This window comes from Olsenella profusa F0195, from assembly GCF_000468755.1.
GTDB lineage: Bacteria > Actinomycetota > Coriobacteriia > Coriobacteriales > Atopobiaceae > Olsenella_F > Olsenella_F profusa.
In genome coordinates, this window is record NZ_AWEZ01000017.1 from 52,284 (window position 1) to 69,472 (window position 17,189).

The 17,189-nt window shown below is 65.4% G+C and carries 17 protein-coding genes; 4 read left to right on the plus strand and 13 right to left on the minus strand.

Features of this window, described 5'->3' with window-relative positions; translation table 11 throughout:
- Window positions 1-122: 122 nt before the first annotated feature.
- From tmk to HMPREF1316_RS02400, 8 genes are all read right to left on the minus strand, one after another.
- The gene (gene tmk / locus HMPREF1316_RS02365; RefSeq protein WP_021725337.1) at window positions 123-770 is read right to left on the minus strand and encodes a dTMP kinase; all 648 of its coding nucleotides are present in this window, start codon (window positions 768-770) and stop codon (window positions 123-125) included.
- Window positions 767-3,307, minus strand: coding sequence for a DNA topoisomerase I (locus tag HMPREF1316_RS02370; RefSeq protein WP_021725319.1), 2,541 nt, complete (start codon window positions 3,305-3,307; stop codon window positions 767-769). Before HMPREF1316_RS02370 ends, tmk begins: the two co-directional genes overlap by 4 nt.
- 120 nt (window positions 3,308-3,427) lie before the next feature.
- The gene (tatC, locus tag HMPREF1316_RS02375; protein WP_021725280.1) at window positions 3,428-4,222 is read right to left on the minus strand and encodes a twin-arginine translocase subunit TatC; all 795 of its coding nucleotides are present in this window, start codon (window positions 4,220-4,222) and stop codon (window positions 3,428-3,430) included.
- Window positions 4,223-4,225: 3 nt separating this feature from the next.
- A complete protein-coding gene (locus HMPREF1316_RS13020) occupies window positions 4,226-4,816 on the minus strand; it encodes a twin-arginine translocase TatA/TatE family subunit (RefSeq protein ID WP_021725277.1) in 591 nt (196 codons plus the stop codon).
- 30 nt (window positions 4,817-4,846) lie between these two features.
- Complete coding sequence (locus HMPREF1316_RS02385) at window positions 4,847-5,158, minus strand: STAS domain-containing protein (RefSeq protein ID WP_021725267.1); 312 nt, start codon at window positions 5,156-5,158, stop codon at window positions 4,847-4,849.
- Between the two features lie 28 nt (window positions 5,159-5,186).
- Window positions 5,187-6,098, minus strand: a complete 912-nt coding sequence (locus HMPREF1316_RS13025; protein WP_021725332.1) for a tetratricopeptide repeat protein — start codon at window positions 6,096-6,098, stop codon at window positions 5,187-5,189.
- 185 nt (window positions 6,099-6,283) lie between these two features.
- Window positions 6,284-7,582 (minus strand): PLP-dependent aminotransferase family protein, encoded by a 1,299-nt coding sequence (locus tag HMPREF1316_RS02395; protein ID WP_021725334.1) that lies wholly within the window; start codon window positions 7,580-7,582, stop codon window positions 6,284-6,286.
- Between the two features lie 141 nt (window positions 7,583-7,723).
- Window positions 7,724-8,530 (minus strand): Tim44 domain-containing protein, encoded by an 807-nt coding sequence (locus HMPREF1316_RS02400; protein WP_021725302.1) that lies wholly within the window; start codon window positions 8,528-8,530, stop codon window positions 7,724-7,726.
- A 158-nt stretch (window positions 8,531-8,688) separates the two neighbouring features.
- Between HMPREF1316_RS02400 and HMPREF1316_RS02405 the strand changes: the two genes are divergently transcribed.
- Window positions 8,689-9,006 carry a hypothetical protein gene (locus tag HMPREF1316_RS02405; RefSeq protein ID WP_232204398.1) on the plus strand — a complete coding sequence of 106 codons (318 nt, stop codon included), beginning with the start codon at window positions 8,689-8,691 and terminating at the stop codon, window positions 9,004-9,006.
- Window positions 9,007-9,194: 188 nt separating this feature from the next.
- Complete coding sequence (locus HMPREF1316_RS02410) at window positions 9,195-10,058, plus strand: DegV family protein (RefSeq protein ID WP_040650948.1); 864 nt, start codon at window positions 9,195-9,197, stop codon at window positions 10,056-10,058.
- A 7-nt stretch (window positions 10,059-10,065) separates the two neighbouring features.
- Here the strand turns inward: HMPREF1316_RS02410 and HMPREF1316_RS02415 are convergent, their stop codons facing one another.
- From HMPREF1316_RS02415 to HMPREF1316_RS02430, 4 genes are read right to left on the minus strand one after another with little or no spacing between them, the layout of a single operon-like run.
- Window positions 10,066-10,767: a 5'-methylthioadenosine/adenosylhomocysteine nucleosidase gene (locus tag HMPREF1316_RS02415; protein ID WP_021725303.1), complete on the minus strand. Its 702-nt coding sequence runs from the start codon at window positions 10,765-10,767 to the stop codon at window positions 10,066-10,068.
- A gap of 25 nt (window positions 10,768-10,792) precedes the next feature.
- A complete protein-coding gene (locus tag HMPREF1316_RS02420) occupies window positions 10,793-11,275 on the minus strand; it encodes an S-ribosylhomocysteine lyase (protein WP_021725290.1) in 483 nt (160 codons plus the stop codon).
- Window positions 11,276-11,278: 3 nt separating this feature from the next.
- Complete coding sequence (locus tag HMPREF1316_RS02425; protein ID WP_021725326.1) at window positions 11,279-12,076, minus strand: mechanosensitive ion channel family protein; 798 nt, start codon at window positions 12,074-12,076, stop codon at window positions 11,279-11,281.
- A 26-nt stretch (window positions 12,077-12,102) separates the two neighbouring features.
- Window positions 12,103-12,813 (minus strand): hypothetical protein, encoded by a 711-nt coding sequence (locus tag HMPREF1316_RS02430; RefSeq protein WP_021725292.1) that lies wholly within the window; start codon window positions 12,811-12,813, stop codon window positions 12,103-12,105.
- 267 nt (window positions 12,814-13,080) lie between these two features.
- On the opposite strand from HMPREF1316_RS02430, the gene HMPREF1316_RS02435 reads away from it, so the two are divergent.
- Window positions 13,081-14,115, plus strand: a complete 1,035-nt coding sequence (locus tag HMPREF1316_RS02435) for an SPFH domain-containing protein (RefSeq protein ID WP_021725300.1) — start codon at window positions 13,081-13,083, stop codon at window positions 14,113-14,115.
- Window positions 14,116-14,127: 12 nt separating this feature from the next.
- On the plus strand, window positions 14,128-14,325 hold the full coding sequence (locus HMPREF1316_RS02440) for a type II toxin-antitoxin system antitoxin (protein ID WP_021725279.1): 198 nt from the start codon (window positions 14,128-14,130) through the stop codon (window positions 14,323-14,325).
- Between the two features lie 316 nt (window positions 14,326-14,641).
- Here HMPREF1316_RS02440 and HMPREF1316_RS02445 read toward each other — a convergent pair whose 3' ends face one another.
- Window positions 14,642-17,164, minus strand: a complete 2,523-nt coding sequence (locus HMPREF1316_RS02445) for an ATP-dependent helicase (protein ID WP_021725296.1) — start codon at window positions 17,162-17,164, stop codon at window positions 14,642-14,644.
- Between the last annotated feature and the right edge of the window lie 25 nt (window positions 17,165-17,189).

Genomic DNA, 17,189 nt, shown 5'->3' on the forward strand with positions numbered 1-17,189 from the left:
GCGATATGAGACACATGCCAGCCAACGCTGCAGCATCTTTCATCTTTGATTCCCAAACAAGCAAAGGGCCCTGAGATACAGGGATACCCACGCACCTATGTCAGTCTCCTCCTGCCAACATGTCACAACGGGTGGAAGTCAAGCTGCGGAAACGTATGACGGACAAGGGACGCGACACGCAGGGAGACCTCATCCTCCGAGGCGTCGGCATCCACCACCATCACGCGACCAGGCTCCATCCCCGCAAGCTCGAGATATGCATCGCGGACCCGCTCCTGAAACTGGGCCCCTTCGGCCTCAAGCCTGTCTACGCCGCCCTTGGTAGCACGACGCAACGCGAGCTGGGGGTCAAGGTCAAGAAGGAACGTGAGGTCCGGCACAAGGCCACAGCTCCCCAAGAGATTGCAGGACAGCGTGACGTCCCTGTCCACCCCTCGTCCGCCATACTGGTAGGCAAACGTGGAATCAAAGAAGCGGTCGCTCACGACGATGGCCCCCCGCTCCAGCGAGGGCTGGATTACCTGTCGCACGAGCTGGGCCCTAGACGCGTTCATGAGCAGGAGCTCGCACTCGTCTGCCATCTCGTCGCTACGGGGGTCGAGCAGGATGGCCCGTATCCGCTCGCCAATGGGCGTACCACCGGGCTCACGCAGGAGGATGACCTCCATGCCGGCGGCCTCAAGCGCATGTGCCAGGCGATGCGCCTGAGTAGTCTTGCCAGAGCCATCGATGCCCTCGAACGTTAGGAAGATGCCACGCTCGCCGTTCATGACGCACTGCCCCTTCTTGAACCCGCGCGTGACGCGCTCCTTTTGGCCGAGGTCCCCCGCTTGCTCCCGCGTCCGCGGGCGGGCTTCTTCTCCTTGCCCGGACAGTCCATGTTCACGCAGATGCGCCAGGGGCCACGCGCCGTCACGACCTCCACGATGGGCGCGCCGCAGTGGGGGCAGGTCTCGCCCGTGGCGTGCAGCTCGCCGCGCTGCGGCAGGGGGTAGCTCACTCCACACTCGTCGTAGTTGGTACAGCGGATGAAGCGCTTGCCCGTCCTCTCGCTCTTGTGGGCCACGAGGTCCCCGTGGCGCCCCGCCTCCCTGCAGACGGCGCACTCCCCCACCACCACATCGGGCTCGCGATTGGTCTCGCAGGCGGGGTTGACGCACATCTCGAAGGCCTTGGAGCGGAAGGGCTTGCACTTGATGCGCGGTGCGCCGCACACGGGACACACGCCCGCCTCGCCCTCGAGGGGCTCCACCCTCACGTTGGACGGCACGGGATAGGTGACGTCGCAGTCGGGCCAGCCCATGCAGCCGATGAAGCTTCCGCGCGTCTTGGCGGAGCGCTTCATCACGAGGTCCTTGCCGCATCTGGGACATACGCCCACCTTGGCGTCGGCCGTCACGGCATCCGCGATGGCCTCGCCGAGATCCTCCTTGTGCTCGATGAGCGCGTCCACCATGCCCGCAAGCAGCGCGCGCGAGTGCGTGACGACCTGCTCCTGGGTGTCGGCTCCCTCGGCGACCTTGGTCATGTCGGCCTCGAGCTCCGCCGTCATGTCGGGCGTGGTGATGTGCGGGGCATAGGCATGCAGCGCCTCGATGACGGCCATGCCCAGCTGGCTGGGTTCCACCGGATCGTTCTTGATGTACTTCACGTCCAGGAGGCGCTGGATGATGTTGGCGCGCGTGGACTTGGTGCCCAGGCCGCGGCGCTCCATCTCCTGGATGAGACGACCCTGGCTGTAGCGCGCGGGCGGCTCCGTCTGCTTGGCCTCAAGGCCCAGGGAGACCACGTCCACCACGTCACCTTGGGCGAGCGCCGGCAGCACCTCGTCCTTGCGCTGGCCGAAGGGGTAGATGCCGCGGAAGCCCTCCTTCACGATGACGGTGCCCGAGGAGGTGAAGGGCTCATTGGCGATGTCAAGCGAGAGCTTGGTGGACTCGCTGACCGACGGCTCGGAGAGCGTGGCCAGGAAGCGGCGGGCGATGAGGTTGTAGAGGCGCCAGGCCGCACCGTCGAGACGGTCGGGGTCCGCCGCGCCCGTGGGGTAGATGGGCGGGTGGTCGGTGGTCTCCTGCTTGCCGCGGGTGGCCGTGAGCCTGCCCTTCCCGAGCAGCTCCGTGCAGCAGGGCCGGTACTGCGGGACGGCCGAGAGCGTGCGCACGCAGCCCTTGAGGTCGAGCGATCTGGGATACACGGTGTTGTCCACGCGCGGGTAGCTGATGAGGCCGTCCATGTAGAGCGACTCGGCCAGCCGCATCGTGCGTGCGGGCGAGATGCCGATGGAGGCGGCCGCGGCCTGCAGCGAGGTGGTGTTGAAGGGCGCGGGCGGCCGCGTGGTGCGACGCTTCCTCTCCACGCCCGTCACCGTGGCAGTCGTCGCGCCCCTGACATGCGCATAGGCGACGTCCGCGGCGGCCTTGTCCTTGAAGCGCGCCGTGGCGTGCGTGGCCTTGAACGCCACGTCCTCGCCGCGCTGGCCTTGGGGTGCCAGCAGGCCCGAGAGCACCCAGTAGTCCTCCGGCACGAAGGCCTCGCGCTCGCGCTCCTTCTCCACCACGAGGGCCAGCGTGGGCGTCTGCACGCGGCCGGCCGAGCGCACGTTGCCAAAGCCGCCAAAGCGCGCCATGGTGAGGTAGCGCGTGAGCACGGCGCCCCAGATGAGGTCGATGCACTGGCGGCTCTCGCCCGCATCGGCGAGGTCCTGGTCGAGCTCCACCAGGTGGGAGAAGGCATGGTCGATCTCGGCCTTGGTGAAGGCGGAGTAGCGGGCGCGCGAGACGGGGGTGCCGGGCGCCACCTCGCACATCTGGCGCAGGGCGTCCGAGCCGATGAGCTCGCCCTCGCGGTCGAAGTCCGTGCCGATGACGATGGAGTCCGCCTTCCTGGCAAGGTTCTTGAGGGCGCGGATGATGCCCTTCTCGGCGGGGAGCTTCTCCACGGGAGCCCATACCAGATAGGGCAGGCTCGGCACCTTCCAGCCCTTGATGTCGATGCCGTCCTTGAGGAAGGGCTTGCGCTTGGTGTCGTACGGTGGCCGGGCCAACGTCTCCGGCACGGTGGCTGGCATCACCTCGCCCTCCGCCGTGACGGCAAACCACCCCTCCTTCTTTGAGTAGTGCAGCTCATGGGGGAAGTCGGGAGCCATGATGTGGCCCCTCAGGCCGATGGTGACCCACTCCTCCCCCTCATGCGTGAAGCGGTAGACTGGCGTGTCGTACACCTTGTCGGCCGTGGGCTTGCCAGAGGTCGAGAGCAGCCGTGCGATCTGCTGTGCGGCATCGTTCTTCTCGGTGACAACGAGCTTCAAGATCAGCTCCTTCGTGCGTGTGTTGCAGGGACGTGACTATAGCAGAGATGACAGCGCAGCCGTGGGGCGCGCCGGCACGGCAGGACCCAGACACCAAAGATGTCCCACGGCACACCGAGGCTACTCCGTCCCCTCCTCGTACCTGTGCTCCTGGTACTCCTCGCGACTCCACTTGAGAGACTCCTTGCCGTCACGCGCGACGAGCACGTAGCGGGCCACGAACAGGGCAAGCTCGTAGAGGGCGACGAGGGCCGCGAACATGAGGATCATGGTGACGGGCGAGGCGTCGGGCGTGACGATGCTGGAGATGACGAGCAGCGCCACGTAGATGTAGCGCCACTGCCCGCGGAACGTCTTGTAGGGCACGATGTGCAGGATGGACAGGTAGAAGATGATGAGCGGCAGCTGGAACGCAAAGCCAAAGCCAATCTCCAGCAGCATCATGATGTTGAGGAAGTCCTCGGCATTGGGCATGACGGCCGCAAACTCCAACGATTGCTGCACCATCCATCCGATGGCCGCGCGCTGGATGACGAAGTAGCAGAACAGCATGCCAAAGAAGAACAGGAAGACCATGGCGGCCACCGTCGGCACCACCCACTTGCGCTCGTTGGTCTTGAGCGCAGGCAGGAAGAACCCCATGACCTCCCAGATGATGATGGGCGTACAGATGATCATGCCGAAGAACAGCGCCACCTTGAAGCGGATGGTGAAACCGCCCAGGACGCTGAACACGGTGAGGTTGGCCCCGGCAAGCTCGTCGCGCACGGGATCCATGAGCATGTCGATGAGCGTGGGCGTGGCGGCATAGACCACCACGGCCGTGATGGCGAGCGACACCACGATGATGGTGAGACGGCGCCTCAGCTCCCCCAGGTGATCCATGAGGGGCATGCGGGCTGGTCCGATGGGCATGGGCTACTCCTCCCCCTCGGTCGCCCCGGCAGGGCTGCCGTCGTCTAAGCCCATGCCGTCCGACGCGACGGGTTCGGCTCTCTCGGGCTTGAGCGCATAGAGGGCGGCGGCGCTCGTATCGGGCATGGCCTCGTGCGGCGACGCCTCCGCGGGCGCCTCATGTGGGGTGGCCGACGCAGGGGTGTCCTCAGGGGCCTGTGCGACGGCGGGCGGCTCGGGCGCGGTGGGAGCGGCACCAGCCGTCCCCTCAGCCTCCTCCTTGGCCGTGCGCTCGGCCTCGAGACGTGCCTTGCGTTCGGCGAACGTCTCGTTCGCACGCCTTGTGGGCACCGACTCGTTCTCGAGGTCCGCGTCCTCCTCCAGGGCCGCCGCACGGCGCCTGCCCTTCTCCTGGGCCTTGGGATCGGCCATGGCATCGTTCAGGGGGTCCATGACCTGGTTCTGGACGACCTCGGAGAAGCCCTCCTGAGCGTCTCGGAACTGTCTGAGCGCGCGCCCAATGGTCCTGCCCATGCCGGGCAGCTTGTCGGGCCCAAAGATCAGGAACGCAAAGAGCACGATGATCGCGAACTCGGTCTCGCCTATTCCAAACAAGTGGTACCTCCTGGCAATGAGAACCCGTCGCTACTCGATGACGCCAAGTTCCTTGGAGACCCCCAAGAGCCCCAAGACGCGGGACACGTTGGGCTGGGGATGCAGCACGTTGAACGTGCGCGAGAGCTCGCCCGCACGATGGGCGGCACCCACGAGCACGCCAATGCCCGTGGAGTCGATGTAGCTGACCTGCGAGAGTTCGACCTCGATGGATGCGGAGGGACCCTCAAGCACCCTGTTCAGCTCGTCGCGAAGATCAGATGCATTGGAGACGTCAACCTCACCCGAAACGGCAACGAGGATGCCATCGTCCTTGGGCGTACTGGATATCGATATGCTCATGACTGCTCCATTCAGTCGCATGCTACGTCTAGAACCCCACGTTGGTACCCGAGCCAGACGTCAAGGTGCCCATGAGCCCCTTGCCCGAGCCACCCGTGACGGACGGGGAGCCACCGGTGCCACCGTTGGTGTTCTGCGCGTTGATGGCCTTCAGACGCTGTTCCGCAAAGCTCTTGGCGCCATACTCGTCATCGGGGTCCGCTGCCTTCGCCTTGTTGTAGGCATCGGTGGCCTTGGTGGCATCACCTTCCCGCTCGTACACGAGGCCGAGGTTCGCCCAGGCAAGCCCGAAGTCGGGGTTGCTCTGGGTGAGCGCCTCGAGGTCGGCCTGGGCACCCGAGGCGTCACCACCATAGAGCTTGCAGAGGGCGATGTGCACGCGCACCACATCGGAATCATTGAGGGCGAGGTACTGGTTGTAGTAGTCCTGTGCCGTGGTCAGCAGGTCCTGGCTGTGCTGCTTGTCCTGGTCAGTGGTTGCGACGGTGCTTGCCTCATAGCCCCACTGCATGTAGTCGTTGCCCAGCCCCAGCAGGGTCGCCAGATTAGTGGGGTCATCACGCAGCTTGGACTCGAGGTCGCTCACGAGAGGCTGGTATCTGTCGTCCACGGCGGCGATGCCCGAAGCGGTGCCCGTGTCCGTGCCGGCGGCAGCGGACTGCTGGTCCTGGTCCTGCTGATCCTGCTGTTGGGCGTTGCGATTGCCAAAGATGCCTGCCAGGGACGGCGTCATCATCGAGACGCCCATGAGGACGGCGAAGAGGATGATGACGATCTCACGCATCCGCTTCTTCCCACCCATGCGATCGGTGAGCGTGGGCCTGAAGACCTTCTGGCCCCGTTTGTTGGTACCTTTGGCATGCGTGGCACCCTTCCTCGAAGCACTGCCTCGTGTGCGGGGCGCGGCGTTCCCTGCCTTGGGGCGCTTCCTCTTTCCCATCCTCACCACCCTTTCTCACGCTCTCGGCGCGCCATATCCACCCCTCGCGCCACCAGGAGGAGGTATGCAAAAGCCTAGGCATGCCAAGGCCCTCTGCGCAGTAACCCATCCATTCTACAGAAAGAACGCGGGTGTGCCAGTCGCCATCAGCGTGCGTTCAGAATGAGGAGAATCGACTCATCCAGCTAGAGGCGTGCCTCCCATATGAGTTGGGCCGCCACCAGCTTGACGGCAACGACGAAGACATCGAGCGCGGCCCCAAGATCCTCGAGAGAGGGGTAGGTTGGCGCAATACGGATGTTGGAGTCTGTGGGATCGTTGCCAGAGGGCCAGGTGGCACCGGCCGGCGTGAGCTTGACACCCAGCTCGCCCATGAGGGAGACGATGCGCCTGGCCGATCCCGCCGGTCCTTCGAACGACACGAAGTAGCCGCCATGCGGATGCGTCCAGCTCGCAACGCCCAGCTCCCCCAGACCCTCGGAGAGCCTCTGCTCGACGAGGGCGAAGCGTGGCCCCACGATGGCGGCATGCTTGGCCATGTGCGCCCTCACGCCAGCAAGGTCCTTGAGAAAGCGCACGTGTGCCAACTGGGAGAACTTCTCGGAACTCACGCGCTCGACGGCAAAGGCCGCACGGATGTCCCGGATGTCCTCGTCGTCCGCGGCGACGAAGGCGATGCCCGAGCTGGGGAAGGTCACCTTGGCCGTCGAGCCAAACTCATAGACGAGGCGGTGCGTGCCGGCATCCCTGAGCGCATCGAAGACGTTGAGCAGCCGATCGTCCTGGTCGCCAAAGCAGTGCACCACATAGGCATTGTCCCAGTAGACACGGAAGTCAGGCGCGGCCGGGCGCAGGGCGGCAAAGCGCCGCACGACCTCGTCGGAGTAGGTGATGCCCGTGGGATTGGCGTACTTGGGCACGCACCAGATGCCCTTGACGGTGGGATCGCCCTCGACAAGCTCCTGCACCACGTCCATGTCGGGACCATCCTCACGCATGGGCACGCTCACGTTCGTGATGCCCAGGTCTTCCGTCACCCGGAAGTGCCGGTCGTAACCCGGGGCCGGACACAGCCACGTGACCTCGCCCTGCTGCCAGAAGGGTCGCCCCCCCGCCACGCCGTTGGTGAAGGCGTGTGCCACGAGGTCATGCATGAGGTTGAGGCTCGACGAGCCGGAGACCACCACGTTCTTGGCGTCCACGCCCAGCATCTCTCCCGCCAGGGCACGAGCGGAGGGCAGCCCCTCCGGCGTGCCATAGTTGTCCACGATGGCATCGCCATCGTGGAGTGGAGAGGAGGAGCTCAGGACGTCGAGCATGGGTCGGGAGAGGGCCGTCTGCTCGGGGCTGGGCTTGCCCCGCGCCATGTCGAGCGCCAGACCCTGCGCCTTGATGGCGTCCGCCCGCGCCTGAAGGTCGGCGATGCTTCGCGCAAGCTCGTCATCGGACAGTGCCTCATACGCGTTCCGCTCGGTGATGCCCATGTGCTTCCCCTCGCTTGACCCCTGCCGTCGCATCGTGCGGCGGCCCGCCACCTTCTCGTGTAGGAAGTATACTGCCCGCTCGCAGGCAGTCCATACGGAGACGGCCTTTGTCACGAAAGGGCAAGACAAGACCCCCTGGCCTCAGATCAGCCTCCCGTCCAGCAGCTGGCGACCATCCTTCTCGGAGAGGATCCTGTCAAGGACCCACGCGTCGTCCTTGCGCGTGAAGCGCCACCATTCGACGAGCTTGGCTGGTCTGGTGATGCCCCTCACGAAGTCACCCGTCTCGGTGTCCTCGATGTAGTCGACCATGTGGGACTTCATGTAGAACCAGACGCAGTCCCTGTCCTGGCCCACCTCGTCACGCATCTCGACGGGCACGACGGAGTCAAGGCGAATCTGCTTGAGGACGTCGTGCTCATGGCGCACCCTCATCCACTCCAGACGCGTCTGCCACTCCTCGAGCAGGCGATCGGAGAGATAGCGCTCCAAACCGCTCAGGTCGCCTTTGGTCCAGCCGTTCTGGAGGGCATAGAACGTCTCCTCCACGCGCCCCTTGAGCTCCTTGTAGCTCCACGAGGCATCCGCCTTGCCCGCCTGGCGTATGTCCTGCAGCGTCTCCCGCCTCCTCGCATGGAGCTTGGCCGTGAAGACGATGACCCCTCCCGCAAGCACGAAGGGAAGCGCCAGCGTGGAGAGGAGGTCGGCGACGGGATGGCCCGACGAGCCACCGTAGGACGAGGTGCCTGTGCCACTCGAGCCGCTCGAGCTTCCGCCGCCACCTCCTCCACCACCGGAGGCACCGCCGCCACCGGCAGAGGCAAGCGCCATCGTGGGCGACGGCATCATCGTATGCGTCGACCCTGTACCCACGGGAGCAAGGGCCAGCAGCGTGCCGAGGACGATGACCGACGTGACAAGGGCGCACAGGGCATGGATACGCTTCATGGGAGTCCTATCAACGGAGATGCGGAACCATCCTACCATCAGCCCGTGCGCAGTGACGCATCGGCACATCATGGCTCCCGTGGATGACCCGCCCCTTTCCACCGAAAGGTTCGACGACGAGGAAGGCGAGCCGAAGGGTCTGGGGTACCATCGACCACATGAGACACGAAGACGATCACACGCGCAGGCCATCGATGGGCGCCTCACCCTCCCCCTACGTGCCGGCCCCCGAGCATGGTGACCTCCAGCGCCTTATCGAGGAGGTGTTCGAGGCCGCCGAGGGACCCAGGGGGGCCAGGACCGTGTCCAAGCTCGACCTGCTCATGCGCGCGGACATCGATGACCTCTCGGATGACCTCCGCGAGGTCATCGACCTCATGCCAGGCGGACGCTTCGAGCGCCGTCGCCTCTGCGACCAGATGAACTCCATCATCACCGCACATGGCTGGGCCTACGCGTACGGCACGGTGGAATAGCGCCGGCCCCAGACTCGGCCACCTGTTCGCCCGCCCCCTGCTGCGTGACACGCACCCTCCGTTCCAGCGGTCTCCTGACGCCTGACCTGCGCGGCGCCAGTCGCACGGCACGCGCATACGGCCCGATCACATTTGCGACCAACTGTGCCATGATGGGTCAGACAGGCGTGGACGTCCCTGGAGGAACCATGAACGAGCAGCGCATTGCGATCATCACCGACTCCGGCACGGACACGGGAGCCACGTTCTGCCGCAAGCATGATGTGCGCGTGCTGCCCCTGCGCATCAACTACTCCAATGGTGACACCTACAGAAGTGGCGTCGACATCGATAGCCATGAGGTCATCAGGCGCTTTGGCGAGGAGGTTCCCACCACATCCCTCCCCTCGCCGGACGAGATCCTGGAGACGTTGCGACAGGCCAAGCGTGACGGCTACGAGCGCGCCGTCATCATCACCATCGCCAGCGCCCTCTCCGCAACCAATCAGACGGCGCAGCTGATGGCGGAGCAGATGGATGACTTCCCCTGCCTGGTGTTCGACACCAGGAACATCGGCATGGTGGCCGGCATGGTGGTCATGCGCGCCGTGGAATACGTGGAGGGGGGCGTCCCCTTCGAGGGGCTCGAGGGCCGCCTGCGGGAGGATGCCCGGCGGACCAGCATCTTCTTCGCCGTGAAGTCCCTCGACTATCTGTACAAGGGCGGACGCATCAGCGCCGCCATCTATCGCGTGGGAAGCGTGCTCAACATCAAGCCCGTGCTCACCTGCGACGAGAACGGCGCCTACGTGATCGCCAAGAAGGCGCACGGTTGGGACCGCGCGCTGGGCACGCTCGTGAGGTCCGTCGCGCTCAAGGCCAATCGCTTCACCCACGTACGTCTCGCCATCTGTTGCACCGAGGTCACGCGCCATATGCGCGAGGAGCTCGAGAGGCGCATCCGCAAGGCGGTCAACGCCCACATCGACTGCCTCCTCTATCACGACCTCAAGCCCGACCTCATCGTGCACACGGGACCGGACCTGGTGGGCATGGGCGTTCAGGGCCTCTAGGGGCGTCCTAGGCCTTGAGCAGCGAGACCATGCATCCCACGATCTGGGCGCAGTGGCGGGCCGCCACCCTCTCGAAGGCAGCATAGTCCATGGTGGAGGTGCCGTCCGCCCTGTCGCTGATGGCACGAATCACCACGAAGGGCAGTCCGTTCACGTAGGCGGCATGCGCGATGGCGGCACCCTCCATCTCGGCACAGCGCGCCCGGAAGACTGCGGTGATGCGCTCGCGTTGGTCTCCCCCCGCGATGAACTGGTCCCCCGAGGCCACGCGCCCCTCGAACGCGCGCACGTCGGGCGCCGCCTGCGCGACCGCCCGTATGGCCGTCTCGCGCAGCGTGCCATCCGCAGGAAAGGCCAGCACGTCAAAGCCAGGAACCTGGCCTGGGGCGTATCCCAGGGGCGAGACGTCGTAGTCATGCTCGACGGCGTCGGTGGAGACCACGATGTCTCCGATGCCGATGGCAGAGTCCAGCGAACCAGCCACGCCCGTGTTGATGACGCAGGTGATCCCAAAGAGGTCGGTGAGCACCTGCACGCAGAGGGCTGCGTTCACCTTGCCCACACCGCACTTGACCACCACAGCAGGGACTCCCTCAAGCCTGCCCTCGCAGAACTCCATGCCACCATGCGTGGTGACGGAGGTGTCCGTGAGCTGCCGCTTGAGATAGGAAACCTCGACGTCCATTGCGCCAATGATGCCAATCTTCATGTATGTCCTCCTCGACGGCGCGCCGTCAGCGCGTGGGATAGGTCATGTGCGCCTCGTCAATGCCCTGCAGGGTATGGTACAGATAGCGACGCGCCCACCATTGGGCCTGCATGAGGTCACTGTCGTGCCAGTTGCCACACTCCCGTGGACGGGCGCCCGGCACCTCGCCCTCGAAGGACGCAACGAACTCAAAGAGGCGCGTGACGAGCGACGTCACGTCCTGGGACGCCACATCACCAAAGAGAAGCAGATAGAAGCCCGTGCGACAGCCCATGGGGCCAAAGTAGACCACGCGCTCGGACCATTCGGCATCGTTGCGCAGGAAGGTGGCGCCCAGATGCTCGATGGCATGGACGGCGGCCGTGTCCATGACCGGCTCGCGGTTGGGTGCCGTCAGGCGCAGGTCGAAGGTCGTCACATCCACTCCTTGCCACGAGTCGACGCGGCTCACGTACACACCGGGTTCCAGGCGCAGGTGGTCAATGGTAAAGCTGGCAATCTTCTCCATGTTCTAGCCTCCCTTGCTTTGCAGGTCCGCAGCGGGCTGGAAGGCCTCGAGGACCATCCAGCTGCGGTTGGCGAGCTCGCGCACCATCAGGTCGCGTGCAATGGCAACGATCTGCTCGTTCTTCAGGTGGAAGTGCGCGGTGGCCACCAGACAGTCCGGACGGATCTGATCAAAGATCACGCTTGTGGCAAGGGCGGGGTCGAGCGTGTCGGCAAGCACGCGCTTGCCCGCCTCGATGACATCCGCCTCGACGGCGTCCAGCTGGGCGTCACGGCGGACGTAGAGGGTCAGCGCGCAGTCCCCGGCATCCCAGGCGGTACGGCGCGTCAGGGCCGACGTATTGAGCACGGAGTTGGGAATGACCTGCTCGGTCCCATTGCGCATGCTCACGATGGTATGACGCCAGGTGACGTCCGTCACGGTGCCCGTGAACGTGCCAATGGTGACCTCGTCGCCCGGCTGCACGACCTTGCCCAGCATGAGTCCCAGACCAGACACGATGTTGGAGACCGTCGCCTGCAGGCCGAACGAGATGACCACGGAGCCAACGCCCAGGGCGGCGACAAAGCCGGTGGGACTCACACCAAAGACTGGCTGCATGACCACGAGCAGCGCAATGGCCCAGAGGATCCCACGCATGATGTTGATGAAGATGGTGGCCGATGGCAGATTGGAACGGTCGAACGCCCTGTGCATGCCCCGCACAAGCGCCTTCTGCACAACCAAGGCGATGATGACCACGACACCCAGATAGATGATGCGGCTGAGCAGGTCGGTGGCCGTCATGCCCAAGATGGTCATATGAGTCAGCCCATCCATGCGCGTCCCTAGCCCTTGCGCCGAGCGGAGACGAGCAATGCGGGCGCGAGCCCTGCGATGGAGGCGAGCTGCAGTGCCATGTCCTTCCACAGGGGCAGGCGATCGGGGATGTCCTCCATGTATACGAGTCGGTTGATCAGCATCGTCCGGATCTCCGGGTCAGTCGTGCCCAAGGCGGCGTTGGCGCCCTGCACGAGTACGAAGGCAAGGATGCCCGCAAGGACGCTTACGCCCACGGCGCGTGGCCATGCGAAGCTCCGGGCATCGACCTCGCCATCGCCCAGGGCCTCCGTCACCATCCAGAGCACGAGCATGGTCAGGAAGGGCGTGAGGAACCAGCCCACCGCCTGCAGCGCCAATCCGGGAATGACCATGGAGACGTCCACGCCCATGAGCCGAGGGCCGAGGCGCGAGAGCTCCGTGCCCGGCTCGAGGCCCAGCACCACGCCAAGGACGACCAGCAGGACGATGCCCCTCGCACCCCGCGGCAGAAGCCTCGTGCGCGAGGAGGCGGCAAAGGACAGGACGCAGAGGGCACAGATCCAGAACGCGCCTGCCGCCACCTTGAGCAGGAGGGCGTTCTGGGTGCCCACGACGGCCATGATGGGGTCGCCCTTGCCCAGTGTGCCCATGACCACGGACCACACGATGGAGAGAGCCACCACTACCAGCGGCCTGCTCACACCGCTCCCTTGCCGTGCCTTGGTGGAAGATGCCATGTCGCTCCTCAGGTTGCCTCATAGGTCACGCGCACCAGTGTAGGACTGGCACACCCCCGTTGGGTACCGCCCACACTCTCCCCATGACATCCTCGCGAAGGGACAGCCGACGATATGGGCCAGAAGCGCTGCCAAATCCCCTCATCCCCTTGCATACAAACCAATCTGATATCATAATGGCCTCACATACGAGACGGCGCGGACCCGCCGCACCAAGGGGGCGGCGCGCCTCCAAGGACAGGTGGCCCCACGAGGAAAGGACACGCCATGAGCACCATCGAGAGCACCCCCACCGAGACGGACAACGTCGAGCGCAAGCTCAAGGCTCCCTCCGGGTGGGCCATGCTGCTGGTAGCCCTCGTCACCCTCGCGCTGGCGATCGCCACCCTGGTCGGCTTCATCATGACGGTGGCGAGCCTCCCCTACGAGGACGCCCCCCTGCCGTCCGTGGGCGTGGCACAGCTCCTGGGCTTTCTTGTGCTGACCGCCCTCCTGCTCGTCATGTGCAACGGATTCTTCACCATACAGCCCGGACAGGCGCGGGTCTGCGTGCTCTTTGGCAGGTACGTGGGAACCGTCCGTGACGAGGGCCTGCACTGGGCCAACCCGTTCTTCTCGCGCAGCCTGGGGCGCACGAGCGACAACGACGCACCCTCCCCATTCGTCAAGGGCATCCCCGCCGCGAAGGGCCACATGCACGGCTCCAAGGTGTCGCTGCGCGCCCGCACGCACGAGGGCGAGCGCATCAAGGTCAACGACAGGATGGGCAATCCCATCGAGATAGCGACCGTCGTGGTATGGCACGTGGCCGACACCGCCAAGGCCATCTTCAACGTGGACGACTATGAGAGCTACGTCTCTATGCAGGTGGAGACGGCCCTACGCCATGTGGCGAGCATCTACGCCTACGACCACATGGAGGACGACGATAGGGCCACGACCATCACCCTGCGCTCCAACATCGAGGAGGTGTCGGACTCCCTGAGGCGCGAGCTCTCCCGCAAGCTCGGCATCGCCGGCATCGCCGTGGACGACGCACACCTCACCCACCTGGCCTATGCACCCGAGATCGCCCAGGCGATGCTCCGCCGCCAGCAGGCCGATGCCATCATCGCCGCGCGCAAGAAGATCGTCGAGGGCGCCGTGAGCATGGTGGACATGGCCCTCTCGCAGCTCTCGGACGAGGGCATCGTGGACTTCGACGACGACCGCAAGGCCGTCATGGCATCCAACCTCATGGTGGTCCTCTGTGGCGAGTCCGAGGCCCAGCCCGTTGTCAACACCGGCTCGCTCTACCAGTAGGCGCAGGGTGCCATGCCGGCACGCAAGCAATACCCGCTGCGCATAGACCCTGCGGTCTGGGATGCCATAGAGCTCTGGGCCAAGGATGACATGCGCAGCGCGAACGCCCAGGTGGAGTGGATCCTGCGCGATGCGCTCAGGCGTGCGGGGCGGATAGGGGACAAGGACGCGACAAGAGAGCGCGGAAATGCCTCAGGCGACACGCCCTAGGCGGCTACCCCTCATCCTCGTACCCACCGGCAGCGTCTCATTCCTCGTCCCCATGCGACCACGAACCCTGCAACCGCAACGCGCCTGATACACTCCCTATGCTACCTGCCGTTTAGAAGGCCTCATCCACCGCATCTAGAGTCCCGGCCTCTCCCTCATTGCTCGCAACCACACCCATAAAGGGCAGCTCCCCCCTCGCGAGACTCGATGTCCTTTCATGGTAACTAGCCCAAGACCGTGCGTTTCGCCTGTTTCGGCAGACGCATCCTCAGACACGAGGTCACATCACCGATGGGAGGGTCCAAGACCAGAGCCTCTACCCCTCGATCCTGACGATGGGGGCAAAGCCCCTCATGAGCTTCTTGGTCTTGCCCGTGCGCGAGAAGTAGACCTCGATGGTGTCACCCGAGGCCGCCCTCACCACACCGGGGCCGAAGGTCTTGTGCGAGACCTTGTCACCGGGAGCGAAGCTCTCGGCCGCCTTGGCAGCGTCCTTGCGGATGGGGACGGAACGCTGTACGGTGGGCCCACCATCCGTGGAGCGCGTGCGCGAGCCAAAGACGTTGCCGCCATAGACCTCCGAGCCCCTGCCCGAGCCATAGGTTCCGTGGCGGTCGCCCCGCTTGGCCCAACCCACGCCCGTGAGGCCCGAGGAACCCACGCCGATGGCCGTGACGTCCGCCTCGGGGATCTCGTTGAGAAAGCGGCTGCGCGGGTTGGTCTGCACGGAGCCAAACACGTGGCGCGTGGAGGCATAGGTGAGGTAGAGGCGCTCCTCCGCACGCGTGATGGCCACATAGGCCAACCGGCGCTCCTCCTCGACGCTGGCGGGGTCGTCCTCCTTGCCGCGGTGTGGGAAGATGCCCTCCTCCATGCCCGCGACGAAGACCACCGGAAACTCCAGGCCCTTGGCGGAGTGCACCGTCATCATCGTGATGGCGCTCGACTCACCCGAGAGTGAGTCGAGGTCGGAGCGAAGGGCCAGCCACTCCATGAAGGCGGGAAGCTTCTCGGCGGCCACGGGCGGGACCTCTGGCTCCACCGCCACGGATGCGGCAGGCGCTGTCCCAGCCCCATCGAGGGCGCCCGCCTCGCGCAGCTGCTGCAGCGACTCGAGCGTTGCGGCAGCGTCATCATGAGACTCGTCGAACTCCTGTGCCACCGAGAAGAACTCGCGGATGTTCTCGATGCGGCCGTCGGCCTCCACGCTCTGCTCGGCCTCCAAGGCGCGGACGAGGCCGGCCTTGTCCACGATCAGCTCCACCACACGGGCGAGCTCGCCCGCATAGTGACGTGCCGCCTCGATGGTGCCCGTGAACTCGGCCAGGCCAGTCTGCACCTTGGCACCCACGATGCCCGGCTCCGCGATGCACGCCTCCGCCGCCTCGAAGAGGGAGAGGCCCATCTCGGCAGCATAGGCCTGCACCTTGCGGATGGACGTGGTGCCGATGCCGCGGCGCGGCGTGTTGACCACACGCAGGGCGCTGACGTCGTCGTTGGGATTGACGACCAGCTTGAGGTAGGCCATCACGTCGCGTATCTCCGCGCGGTCGAAGAAGCGCGTGCCGCCCACGATCTTGTAGGGCACCCCTGCGCGCAGGAACATGTCCTCGAGGATGCGCGACTGCGCGTTGGTGCGATAGAACACGGCCACATCATCGTAGCTGGTGCCTGCGTCGTGGAGCCTCTCGATCTCCGCACCGATCCAGCGCCCCTCGTCCCGCTCGTCGGCCGCCTGGAACACCTGGACCCTCTCGCCGTCACCGCGGTCGGTGAACAGGCGCTTCTCCTCGCGGCATGCGTTGTGGCGCACCACGGCGTTGGCGGCATTGAGGATATGACCGAAGGAGCGGTAGTTCTGCTCGAGCTTGACCACCACGGCCTCGGGATAGTCGCGCTTGAAGTTGAGGATGTTGGTGATGTCCGCACCACGCCAGCTGTAGATGGACTGGTCGTCATCGCCCACCACCATGAGGTTCCGGTACTTGCCGGCCAAGAGGTTGGTGATCGCATACTGCACGGCATTGGTGTCCTGATACTCGTCCACACTGACCTGGCGAAAGCGCTCCTGGTAGCGCTCGAGCACCTCGGAATGCCTGGAGAGCAGCTCGAACGCCTTGATGAGCAGGTCGTCGAAGTCCATGGCGTTGGCCTTCTCCAGGCGGCGCTGCAGCACATGGTAGACGCGGGCGGCGGCGCGCGTGGGGGGCGTGTTGGCCTGGGCGTCGAGGTCGTCCGGCAGCACCAGGGCGTTCTTGGCCTGGCTGATCAGGGAGCGGATGGCGGGCAGCGGGAACTGTCGGGGATCTATGTCAAGATCGCTCATGATGGACTTGACCAGGCGCTTCGAGTCATCGTCATCGTAGATGGTGAAGGTTGGCGTGTAGCCGAGCAGCCCTGCGTCCTCGCGCAGCATGCGCACGCACATGGCATGGAAGGTGCACACCCACATGCCACGCGTGCCGGCGGGGAGCAACGCGTTCAGGCGCTCGCGCATCTCGGCGGCCGCCTTGTTGGTAAACGTGATGGCCAGCACCTGCCAGGGTCGCACGCCCTCGTCGGCAATCATGTGCGCGATGCGGTAGGTGAGCACTCGCGTCTTGCCCGAGCCAGCCCCCGCGAGCACCAACAGCGGGCCATGCGTGGTCTCGGCCGCCTGGCGCTGGGCGGGGTTGAGGCCCGCAAGGTCAACGGCAGGGGATGCCGTCGCCTGGTGCGCCGTGGGGCGCGAGGCCACGGGTCGCGGCACGACCGGACTAGGGACAGGCGTCGATGCTGGTGCCGAGGCTGCCCGCCCGGTCGCGAACAGGCTCTGCTGGAATTCGTCGAAGCTGGGCATACGTCCCCCTGGAATCTGGTTGTAC